The organism is Pedobacter rhizosphaerae, assembly GCF_900111155.1.
Taxonomy (GTDB): domain Bacteria; phylum Bacteroidota; class Bacteroidia; order Sphingobacteriales; family Sphingobacteriaceae; genus Pedobacter; species Pedobacter rhizosphaerae.
The window spans coordinates 62,433-74,781 of sequence record NZ_FOGG01000018.1; the positions used below are offsets into that span (position 1 = coordinate 62,433).

The following is a 12,349-nucleotide window of genomic DNA, read 5'->3' on the forward strand; positions in this document are numbered from 1 at the left end:
TGCTATAATTTGTGTGTTGCTAGTAACCTGTGTTCTGGGTAATCCTGCCTTCAGAAGCAATGATCTCTTTTGAAGGGATAGGCCATAGGTTGTGTTTACCTGCTACAAAACTGAAGCCTTTATTCTGGGCTTCATTTAAGTTACCCTTTTCATATTTATCTGTGCTGGTAACCGTATTGTAGTTTACGAAACTTCCATTTGGCCCCATTACGGTATTAATCACCGGCGTTCCAGACTGGTTTTTCCATCTTCTCAAATCATACAAACGATCTCCTTCTAAAGCCATCTCTAAACGACGTTCTTTTCTAACCGCGTCAATTAATGTCCATCCAGTTAAACTCATATTAGTTGTAAGCCCAACCCTGTCTCTGATTACCTTAAGTGCAGCCAATGCTGGATTTGTTTGACTTAACATTGCAGCTGCTTCAGCCTTAATCAAATAAACATCTGCAAGCCTTAAGTGAATTACATCTTTTGAAAAACGTCCTCCAGCGGTTCTTTCAGCTCTGGGAATATATACTTTACGGTTAAACCTGGCCGATTTTTCGGAAGAAGGTCTTGCGTCAAACCTGGTTACTGCAGGATCGCCGGCAACGGGAAAATTATGACGCATGATTGTCCAGTTCAAACGCGTGCTATCCCCCTCTGATTTAAAGGCATTTTCCAAATCGCTTGAAGGTGTAAAGTAGCCCCATCCAGATTCTGCTGGCGACATGGAAGTGGTTGGAAAGAAATTCCCGATAGTTGGATATTGAACGGAGAACTGAAACTGTGTTTCAAATATAGATTCCCGGCCATTATAATTAGTCATTGACCAAATGCTTCCGAATTCAGGCTCTAAAGAATAATCTCCTGAATTGATAACCTGATCGGCCAATGATGATGCCTCGGCCCAATTTTCGGTGTAGAGCTGAATTTTCGCTAAAAGAGCTTGTGCGGCACCTTTAGAAATCCTGAACTTATTCGATGTAGAATATTCTGATTTGCGGGGTAATACACCAATGGCAGCGGTTAGGTCGGCCTTAATAAAATTATAAACTTCAGCTGCACTGGTGCGGCCATAATCATTTTGAGCGGGAGAAAGTGTTTTCGTAATCAGGGGTACATCTCCCCAATTCCGTACCAAATCCCAATACATAAATGCTCTTAAAAATTTTAGCTCAGCAATACAGCGGCTTTTAACTGTGGCATCTACGGTAGATTTCTCAATTCCCTCAATGGTGGCATTGAAGCCAAAGATAGCTTTATAAGTCATGATCCAGTGCGCCTCTACCCTATCATTTTCAGCATTAAGTGTATAGTGAGCTGCCTGTACAGCTGTTCCTTGCCCCCCATTAACCCCAATCCAGGCATTGTCTGATGCGGCCTCGCCGCTTACACTTCTCCACCACTGGGTTTGCCACCAATCGTTATAATCGATAAACGTATACTGAACAAACGTTGCTCCTTCCACTTCAGAAATGCTGTTGTAATAAGTATTTGCAGAAATACTGTTTCCGTTAGGAGCTTGTTCAAGAAAAGATTTTTTACAGCCAAAAAAGCTGATGGCAATAATAATATATATTAGCTTTTTCATTTTGAGTTTTTTAGAAATTAGCATTCAAACCAATACTTACAAATTTTTGGATTGGGTTTTGCCCCTGATCAATACCGTAAGTGAGTGCGCCAGATCCAAAAGGAATCTCTGGATTTAAGCCCTTGTACTTGGTAATGGTAAACAGATTTTGAGCCGATGCATAGAACCTTACGTTTGCTACACCTTTGAAAAGAGTTTTTGGCAGGGTATATCCCAGTTGAATCAACTTGTTTCGCAAATACGATCCGTCCTGAATAAAAAATGAAGAGTTTTTAGAAAAATTACCATTCGGATCAGCAAGTGATAATCTTGGATATTCATTGGTTGTTCCCTCTCCGGTCCAGTAATTATTCTGACTTCCACTGATAAAATTATAGCCATATACGGGATTCATTCTCACCAGGTAGTCATTGGCAACTTTATTTCCAAACGAACCATAAAATTCTGTTCTGAAATCGAAGCCTTTATAATTGGCCTGAAGCGTCAATCCGCCAGAGATTTTAGGGAAAGGGTTACCGATAAACTTTCTATCGTCGAGATCTATCTTATTGTCTCCGTTTACATTCTCATAAATAAAATCTCCTGGTCTTGCATTGGGTTGAAGAATGGTACCATTAGCACTTCGGTAAGCTGCTACCTGCGCAGCATTTTGGAATACGCCAGTTACCTGATAACCGTAAAACTGCCCCATAATATCTCCAGCTGCCGTTTTTGTCCTTCTGGTAGATTGAAATACATCATTGGAAATTTCGTCATATAAAATCTGTCCACGTAAATCCGTTGCTTTTGAAACAAAGTGCTGAAGAGTAAGGCCAACACTAAAACCCAGCTCCCCTACTTTATCTTTATAATTAACGGTTCCCTCGTAACCACTGGTTTTCATATTACCCACATTGGTATATACCGTAGGGATATAACCCTGTGGAAATCCCAGGGACGGTTTAACAGGAAGATAAAGCAACATATCTTTTGGCGATCTCCAGTATTTATCAAAACTTACCGAGAGTTTGTTATTGAAAAAATCTGCATCTATCCCCAAGGTAAGGTCTTGAGTGGTTTCCCATTGGATATTTGGATCCGGAACATTGGATGGTGAATAACCAAATACGCGTTCGCGATTTCCATTCACAGCATTCACAATACCCAAAGTACTTTGATAAGCACCAACACTACCTGGTAAATTGCCACCAACATAACCAAATGAAGCCCTAAGTTTCAGGTAATTAATCCAGCTTACGTCCTTCAAATATTTCTCATTAGATAAAACGTAACCTGCCGAAACCGTTGGAAAATAACCCCATCTGTTCTCCGGAGATAATAATGAAGATCCATCTGCCCTGAAAGATGCACCAAGAAAATAAGTTTCATTGTAATCGTACTGAAATCTGGAGAAATAAGAATTCATTTTACCAAAAGGTCCGGCACCTGGTTGAAAAGATCCGCTCGCATCAGCGATGCTTGCTCCAGCGGATATGTAACGGTAAGGTTCTGCATCATACGGAATATCTTGTCTATACACATATGAATTCACATAGGTATAGCTGTCGGCAGACTGACCACCCAATAAATTAAAATGGTGTTTACCTAAGCTGGCTACATAATTGACTGTGTTATCAATCTGCCAGCGGTAATCTTGAACAGTGTTTTGTGAAACTCCGGAAATGATGCTAAAATTCTGGGAGGAGATATAGAATTTAGGATTATAATTGGTTGTGTTTGCCGTGTTGTAAAAACCTGAAAGGCTGGAGCGGAAAGTCAGGTTCTTTAAGGGTTTTATTTCAATATAAGATGAGCCCTGGGTTCCAAAAAACTTAGTTTTCTGAAAGGTTCTTTGCATACTTGCCAAGGGGTTGGAAGTGTTATTGAATTGAGAAAATGTAAATTGACTATATGAGGGATCGAATGCCGTAAAACTGAACGCAGGAGTGCTGGCAGCAAAGGCATTTACATCGGCATTGGTCTGCTCTAAAGATTTTCTTGCCGCCACATTCGGCGCAATGTTTAATATAGTAGAAAGATTGGTACCAGGCCCGTTTCCATAATTTTCTATGCGTGGTGCTAAATTGATTCCGATTTTAAAAACCTTAGAGATGCTATAATCAATATTGAAACGGCCGGTAATTTTTTCATAATCACCCGTTTTATTTGGAGAATTATACATGCTGTTTTGATTGAAATAACCAACACTACCGTAAAAAGAAAGTCCGTTTTTATTGGTAGATACACTTACATTATAATTATGCGTCTCTGAATTTGAAATCGTCTCATCCCACCAGTCGGTGTCTACATTTCTCACTGAAGCATAAGATGGCAATGTTTGATTGTTCTCTGCATAAACCCGCTGGTAATAATCTACAAATTCATTTGTACCTGCTAGATTTGGTTTAACCCAATGATTGATACCGGAACTTCCAGAGAAATTAACCTGTGGCTTACCCTCACCGCGTTTAGTGGTCACCAAAATCACACCTGCTCCACCACGTGATCCATAGATAGCTGTTGCAGCAGCATCCTTCAGCACATCCACTTTATCAATGTCGGAAGGGTTGATATCATTCAATCCTCCAAATGAGGTAATTACTCCATCTACCACCACCAATGGATTGGATGACCCGGTGATAGAAGTAAATCCCCTAACCAACATTTTGGGTTGGGCACCAGGCGCTCCGCTGCCCTGAAAAACCTGAAGACCTGCAACCTTGCCCTGAAGGGCTTCTGCCACGTTACTGGTGGTGGTTGGCGCAATGTCCTTCACGCCAACTGATGATATTGCCGTAGTTACACTTTTTCTTTTAATACTCTGATAACCAATAACTACCGCATCATCAAGATTATAAGATGCACTGTTTAACACTACACTGTAATTGGTCACAGTGGTTACCGGTACTTCCTTATTCTTATATCCAATGTAAGTAAATACCAGTATATCTCCTGGTTTTGCCTCAATGGAAAATCCGCCGTTGCTTCCTGTAGCAACAGCCAGATTTGAATCCTTGATTTTAACACTAACCCCAACAAGGGTTACACCGGATTCATCTTTGACCACGCCGCTAATTTTCTTGATCTGAGCGTAGATGGAACCTACCGAAAACAGTAGTACCACAAAAAATAATATTAGTCTTCTCATAAAGATTTGATTTATATTTGGTACTCAAAACTACTGCTATTGGACTGCAACCAAATAGACGAAATAATTTAAAAGATGGATTATTTAATGAAATAATCAACCACTTTTAAAAAAAATAAGCGCAAAGTTTTTCGTGATGATCTTTGTCATCATTAAAAACTTTGCGCATGGAGTAAAGGCAATAGGCTTGCTGAAGTGTATTTTAAAAAAATAATGTTGGAGCTTGTTTAGCTCTGTTTAAACATGCAAAGAATCCTCAGCACCAACACAAAAACCATACAAAAACACCTACAACCGGTTAAAAATTAAAAAAAACCAATTTAAGCAATAGGAAAAATTTACTGTTCGGTCAATTCTAAATGTATCCTAGCACCTTGATGTGATGCGTCCTTATTTAATATTTCCTTAAAAAATCTAATTGCTTTACTGTGTTCACCTAAGCCTAGATAGCCCAAGGCAGACAAATACAAACAATGGATTATATTGCTTTCAGACAGATCACTTTCAAAGATCAAAAGATCAGGTAGGGATACCGCAAAATAATCGAGTTTTATTTCTTCATGCAAATGCGATTCGCCATAGTTGATTAACCGATTAAAAATGAGATCTGCCTTTTCAGGTTCTCCAAGTTTTTGCCATGCATATCCCTGATAAAATATTTTATCGGGTTGCTGATCGTTATAGAACAGAGCCATCCCCGGTTCACTTAATCCTTCAGTTGCCTTCTTAAAATATTGTTTAGCTTTTTCCATATTTCCCATTCCTTGATGGGCAGTTCCGAGCCAATAGAAAATGTCATTTTCCTGCGTACCCACCAACTTACCCTCACCAAGATTATCTGGATAATATTGCGCCTGCTCAAGTAAAGAAACAGCCTCCTCGAATTGAGCATCTTTAATGTATTTTTTAGCCATACCAATCAGGGCAACCTTATATTGTTCAGAAACCTTGCCTTCGCCACCTTCCCATGGATGGAACTTTCTAGACATCAACCGATCATAAGCCTGCTGATAGTCGCCAGAAAAGTTGAGCAGGGTGATGTATTCAAGGTATAAATCATCACGATCGTTCACCGCTGTAGTATTTTCCTTCAAAAATTTCAATCTGAAAATGAAGTCTTTATTGATTTTTTTGTAAAGAGAATCCAGCTCCATCACTATCCTGTTATCCTTAGGATCTAAAGAATAAGCTATCTCATAATTTGCAACGGCCTTTTCAGCATCCTGTCTTTTATTGAAATATGCCAGACCGAGATTTCGGAATACTGTTGGGAAAAACAAATCCAATTCAGCAGACTTTTCCCAAAGACTGATGGCCTTATCATATTGCTGTTTATCATAAAAAAGATTACCTAGATAATAATAGGCTTTAGCATCTGTTTGATTGTTGGAAATTGCATTTTCCAGCACTAAAATATCGAATAAACGATTTGGGAAACAGTAAGCACTATTTGCTGTAGCTGCCTTTTGATAATAATCTCCTGCCTGATCATCATCCAGTTTATTGTAGGCGTAAGCGAGATAATAATTAACCAAAGGATCATTCAAATGATCACCGGCAACGAGTAAAATAAATTCTATAGCCGATTCGTATAACCCCAGCTGTATATAATCGATAGCATATTCAATTGCATTATGCGATGTTCCGCCACTTAATTTTAATAATTCTGATTTGGCCGATAATGAGTTTTCAGTATCTCCTGATCTTTCAAATGCCTTATACTTTTCAAAAAGAATGCTCAAATTAAAGATATCCTTACTTAAGGCAAGCTCGACAGTAAGCTTTGCTTCGGCAGCTCTGCCCAATTTTTCAAGTGTGATTACCTTAATCAAATAAGCTTTTCCATTTCTTACATTCCTATCAATTGCCCAATCAATATGCTCCAAACAATTTTGGTAATCCTGGCGCAACAAGTCAACCTGGGCAATGTGATAAAATGCGGCATCCTGGAATGATTTGTCCCAGCCAGACTTAAAGAAAGCATTATACGCCTCATCTGTACGCCCAAGATATAAATTTGCCAAGCCCAAATTGAAATAAGGCTCACAATTGTATGGATTAGGATTTCTATCTGTAATGGTATCAATAGCAGTATTAAAAAATGCAAGACTTTCTTCAAATAAGCCCTTTTTGAGTTTCCACAAGCCTACAGCATTATTGCACCTGGTATCACCGGGCTCCCTTTTAATGCCTTCAAGGTAGTATGGAAGCGGTCGGTAAGTGGCGTGTCTATACTGTTCTAAATGTTGACCGGTTAGAAAAAGTTGTTCTATGCTATCAATTTCTTCTGGTAACAAGGCCGGTTTTGCGGCGGCAGGCAAACTGCCTTCGCGCTCATTATCCTTAGGGTTGTAGCGGAGAATTTCTATTCCTGCAGCATTATATAAGAACACCTGAAAATCATCAACGTTTATGTTTCGATCAGATAAAAGCACTTGATCATAAACCTCTTCGGGCGTCAAGGTTAATACATCCTCAAAGAACAAAGCTCCAGATTTGAGCACTTTGATCGCAACTTTTTGATTTGAAGATGCAAATAGTTTTAATGTTAATTTTTCGTCAATGAGATCTATGCTTAATAATAAATCTTTAGATGCATTTTTAACTACTCCCAATTCACGATAAGGCAGGAAATATTGCGTAAAAGTCTTTTCCTCATAGGGTTTAAGCCAGGTAAAATCAGGTTGATTGTCGGTAAATACACCAGCCATCAATTCAATATAAGGACCGTCTTCATCGGTCAGGTTTTTATCCCAGGCAATCCCAAAATCACCATTACCCCAGGTCCATTGTTTTTTTCCCGGCGATACGTGATGATCGGCAATATGCAACATGCCTGCCTGAATATCATGTTCATAACCACCTACAAAATTGTATTGCGAATTGATAGCCATGTAAGAGGTTGGAACTGGAATATTTTTATACTTGGATATATCAGTTCCTGGCGAATAATCCACTTTATAATAAGTACCTGTCGCAATTGGAAAATCTGAGACATCTCTTTTTCCATGGTCAAAAACGGCATTCACATCTGGTGGAAATACTGATTGATAATGATCATGAACACTTACGGCAGGATTTGCCCACCAAAGAAAAGTTTGAGGGGTATCGGTTGGGTTGCTGAGTTTGGCATGTATTTCCAGGTAAGCTTTATCAGGATGCAGGGTGAATCCGGCAGATCCTTTGGTATGGAACATTTTCTCCAGTTCATTTACCCAAATGGTTTTGCTGCCATCGTGGTTTTCTTTAATGGTGTACTCTATGGGTTCATAAGTACTCGGCCGGTGGTGTTGAGGCCAGTTGAACTCAATTCCCCCAGAAATCCATGGGCCGCACAATCCCACTAGGGCAGGCTTGATTACCTGGTTATAATAAATAAAGTGTCGTTCTTTGATTTTATCATAAGCCATTTGCACCCTCCCACCCAATTCGGGAAGAATTAAGATTTTCAGATATTTATTTTCCAGAAAAACCCCTTCATATTCCTTATCCGTTTTCTCATCGTAAATTTTTTCAATAATAGGATTTGGGTAAACTACGCCACTGCTGCCCTGATAAACCCGTTTTTCAAAAAACATTGGATTTTTATCTGGTGCTCCGGTCTCATAAGTTGGGATAACTATTTTTTCGGTCCAAGCTTTTACACTCATAATGCTTTTACTATTAATGTGATATAAAATTATTTTCTAACTGTTCTAATGTTTGCCCTTTAGTTTCCTTTACTTTTAGCTTAATAAATAGCCAGCCTGCGAAACAAATGGCAGAGTAAAAGTAAAATGGGCCGTACGTACCAATGAGTTTGGCCAAAATTGGAAAAGTAAATACGAGAATGAAATACGCTACCCACAAACTCACCACCGATATGGAAGAAGCAAGCCCCCTGATGTGGTTTGGAAAAATTTCTGAAATCAGCACCCAGGTTACCGGAGCCAGCGATGTAGCATATAATGCGATTGCCAATAGGACGAATATTGAAATCAGGTTGGGGTTTGCCTTGATATTGAGAAAGTAAGCGATAGCCAGATAAGCGAAAGCCAGCCCCAACGAACCAATCAGCATCAGCGGTCTTCTCCCTAATTTATCAACCTGCCACATGGCGAGAACGGTAAAGCAAAGATTTACAATCCCGATGGCAACGGTTTCAAAAAGCTGCCGATCCAAATCTGCCCCTACAGCTTCAAAAATGGTAGAAGTATAGTTAAATACGACATTGATTCCGCAAAGTTGCTGAAAAACGGCCAGCGTAATCCCGATCAGCAGTGCTGGTCTAACGCTTTTATGAAATACAGCCTTCAAGGTAGGTGTTGAAGAATGTTCCAAAGATTTATTAACCTCCTTTATAGTTTGTACGGCAAAACCATCCTTACCAATCTTGAGTAGTGTCTGGTGTGCTTTATCTATAAGCCCCTTTTGGATTTGCCACCTGGGACTTTCGGGCAACAAGGTAACGCCAGTAAAAAACAATGCCGAAGGAACAATCCCCAGTCCAAACATCCAGCGCCATGCTTCACTACCATTATCAGCTAGAGAATAATTACAAAGGTTTGTAACCAGAATTCCAATTACGGTAGTGAGTTGATTGATGGCGACATTTCTGCCACGAATCGCCGCAGGAGAAATCTCGGCTATATACAAAGGGCTTAATATTGAGGCCATTCCCACGCCTATGCCGGCACAAAAACGCATGATGATAAAAACAGTGAGGGTGTTGCTAAAAGCCATACCAGCCGATGATACCGCAAATATTAGTGCAGAAAGCATAAGCCCTGGTTTACGGCCATAGAGGTCAGCACTCTTTCCGGCTATTAAACACCCAAGTATACAGCCTAAAGCAAGGGATCCAGTTAAAAATCCCTCCCAATATTCGTTAAGTCCGAATGCTGTCCGAAGGAATGGCAGAGCACCGGAAATTACCGCAAAGTCAAATCCAAAAAGATATCCGCCCAGCGCAGAAATGAAGGAAATAAATAAAATGTACCTGGAGTTGAAGGAAATGTTTTGATTTTCCATTTTAAAAATATTGGTTAGAATAGATTAAAGTTGACCTTACAATTTTATGTATTTGCCATACATGAATAAATGGATATTAAGCTTAATATGATGGACAAAATCATGATCAAAATCACCCCCTATCATCACCCATGTATTAACAGGCAATATATTTGTGAAATAAATTCTATTTTATTACTATTGCCACATGAAATATTCCAAAGAAAATTTCAAAAGAGATGGATTTGAAGGACAGCGGGCTATCGTGGTTCCAAAGTCCATTTTGCAAAAATTTTGTATCAGTAACAAACTCATCAACAAATGCTATATTACTGATATTGGCTACTACCCAAAAGCGAGGCTTCACTTCAGGGAGAGGCCACATGGTGCCGAACAGAATATCTTGATCTATTGCGTAGATGGAAAGGGGACCATCAAAGTCAAAAACATTACCTACAACATGGGAAGCGGAGATTTCGTATTTATTCCTAAAGGGCAATCCCATTCTTACAAAACAGATCCTGATAATCCCTGGACCATTTACTGGTGCCATTTCAAAGGTGAGCAGGCTGATGAAATTATCGAAATCTCCTTTCAAAAAAAAGGTTCTCCAAAGGGTTATGTAACCTTTTTGGATACACGCATTAACCTCTTTGATTCTATCTACCAAACGCTTGAGAGCGGATACGGTTTTGACAATTTGAGCTATGTAAATCTCCGGTTTCCGCAATTCCTGTCTTCCTTTTTATTTAGTGATAAGTTTGAAGAATCACCCAAAAACAGCTCAGAAGACATTATTGAACTGTCATTCAGATATATGCAGGATAATCTGGATAAGCCATTAACGCTAGCCATGATTGCTCAAAGTGTAAATACCTCCGCAAGTCACTTTCTTTCGGTTTTTAAAAAACGAACCGGATTTCCACCAATCGAATATTTTAACCACTTAAAGATTCAAAAGGCCTGTCAGTTCTTGCAATTTACGCCATTAAGGATTAAGGAGATTGCTTTTAAGATTGGATTGGATGACCAATATTATTTCTCCAGGCTTTTTACCAAAGTAATGGGCATGTCTCCTACTGAGTATAGGGAGCAGCGAAGTGCTGCAAAATAATTCGGTCAGGCAAATTTCGTCTGAACAAATGCGCCGAGACACCTTAATGCTATTAACTTATTGGATATTAAAAAAACACACTAAATGCATAACAGCATATTTCCATGACTTTTCAGGCGGTTAACTGTTTAAATAAACGCAGTTGTGTTCCCGGATTTTAAATATTTCTTTATCAATTGTCAATTAGCCAAATCTTGTATCGATCTTCTTTCTCCCACACTTCCTAAAAGTACCAATCAGTAAGATTGTAACAGCCATGATTATGACAGCAGACATTAAGCCCAATACCCAAAGTATCGAATATAGATTAACTTCAGCACGATATGTATATAGTATTGCTATCAATATTAAAACTACTCCCATAGATAACAATGAAGAGAGGAATAAAAAAAACTTTTTTCTTTGTAAGGCGTTCATATCTGGTTCATTTATAGCCGATACGATCTTTAAGAATAAATCGCTACAAGTAGAAGTTATTAATTTATAATTTTAAGAAAAATACGCTGTTTCAAATCTCTTTCGGCTAAAGCCCAGCCCATTAAAATGGTATTATTCAATTAAAGTGCAGTTTAGATTATTCAGACGGAAAACACCTGTATCCACATAAAACAAATGAGGCTGTATCCATAAATCAGACCTATCTCTTTGGTGAGATTAATTGATTTATGATACAGCCTCTCATTATTGGATAATGAATAACGTGAGATTAAGATACTGAAACAAAGCCCACTACATACACTTAATTGTACCGCCATCTACCCTTATTGTTGCGCCGCTCACGTAATCTGCGAAGGTACTGCAAAGGTAAGCTACAGCACCGGCAATTTCATCAGGTTCTCCAAACCTGCCTGTATCGTTAGGAATCAGTTCCTGCACGGCTTTATATTTGATTTCTTCAAGATCGGTACCCCAGCTAAATTTTGGAGCCGCACTTATCAGCCAGTCCTCCACCATCGGATTGATGATGGCACCAGGAGAGACTACATTGGAAGTGATCCCAGTTTCCTTAAGCTGCCTGGCCAGCGAAATAGACATATTGTGCCTGGCTGCTAAGGTAGCATTGTAGTGCGGTTGTTCTTTAATTGGCTGAATACCCAGGCCACCACCAATATGTACAACCCTACCCCATCCCAGTGTTTTCATCTGAGGCACAAGACGTTGTACCATCCTCACATAAGAAACCACATTATTATTGTACATTTCTGTCCAATCTAAGGTTGTAGCATCGCCCCATGATTTATGGGATGTGGCTCCTGCATTATTGACCAGGATGTCTATTTGGCCATTTTTAAGCGCAGCTGCTGCAACCGCATCAGCACCTTCATCTGTACTGAGATCGCCTACGGCAATGTCAGCTGTACCCCCACTTGAAATAATATCTTCACTTACTTTCCTTGCACGTTCGATGTTGCGGCCATGAACCACAACACTGGCCCCTTCTGCTGCCAACATTTTAACTATAGCCTCTCCAAGGCCTGAACTTGAGCCTGTAACCAGTGCTCTTTTCCCTTTTAATTTTAAATCCATTTTTTATTATGTTGTA

At 39.4% G+C, this 12,349-nt stretch carries 7 protein-coding genes; 2 read left to right on the forward strand and 5 right to left on the reverse strand.

What is annotated here, in order from left to right; genetic code table 11:
- Positions 1-19: 19 nt before the first annotated feature.
- The 4 genes from BMX11_RS15005 to BMX11_RS15020 all read right to left on the reverse strand — a co-directional run bounded on the left by BMX11_RS15005 (position 20) and on the right by BMX11_RS15020 (position 9,713).
- Positions 20-1,576 (reverse strand): RagB/SusD family nutrient uptake outer membrane protein, encoded by a 1,557-nt coding sequence (locus BMX11_RS15005; protein WP_175474572.1) that lies wholly within the window; start codon positions 1,574-1,576, stop codon positions 20-22.
- Positions 1,577-1,586: 10 nt separating this feature from the next.
- Positions 1,587-4,703 carry a SusC/RagA family TonB-linked outer membrane protein gene (locus tag BMX11_RS15010; protein WP_090885677.1) on the reverse strand — a complete coding sequence of 1,039 codons (3,117 nt, stop codon included), beginning with the start codon at positions 4,701-4,703 and terminating at the stop codon, positions 1,587-1,589.
- A gap of 338 nt (positions 4,704-5,041) precedes the next feature.
- Positions 5,042-8,353: a DUF5107 domain-containing protein gene (locus tag BMX11_RS15015; RefSeq protein WP_090885679.1), complete on the reverse strand. Its 3,312-nt coding sequence runs from the start codon at positions 8,351-8,353 to the stop codon at positions 5,042-5,044.
- Between the two features lie 13 nt (positions 8,354-8,366).
- Complete coding sequence (locus BMX11_RS15020; RefSeq protein ID WP_090885681.1) at positions 8,367-9,713, reverse strand: sugar porter family MFS transporter; 1,347 nt, start codon at positions 9,711-9,713, stop codon at positions 8,367-8,369.
- Positions 9,714-9,900: 187 nt separating this feature from the next.
- Between BMX11_RS15020 and BMX11_RS15025 the strand changes: the two genes are divergently transcribed.
- Both BMX11_RS15025 and BMX11_RS15030 read left to right on the forward strand, forming a co-directional pair.
- The gene (locus BMX11_RS15025; protein WP_090885683.1) at positions 9,901-10,806 is read left to right on the forward strand and encodes an AraC family transcriptional regulator; all 906 of its coding nucleotides are present in this window, start codon (positions 9,901-9,903) and stop codon (positions 10,804-10,806) included.
- 262 nt (positions 10,807-11,068) lie between these two features.
- Positions 11,069-11,293 (forward strand): hypothetical protein, encoded by a 225-nt coding sequence (locus BMX11_RS15030; protein ID WP_090885685.1) that lies wholly within the window; start codon positions 11,069-11,071, stop codon positions 11,291-11,293.
- A gap of 242 nt (positions 11,294-11,535) precedes the next feature.
- On the opposite strand, the gene BMX11_RS15035 is transcribed toward BMX11_RS15030, so the two are convergent.
- Positions 11,536-12,333: an SDR family NAD(P)-dependent oxidoreductase gene (locus tag BMX11_RS15035; protein WP_090885686.1), complete on the reverse strand. Its 798-nt coding sequence runs from the start codon at positions 12,331-12,333 to the stop codon at positions 11,536-11,538.
- Between the last annotated feature and the right edge of the window lie 16 nt (positions 12,334-12,349).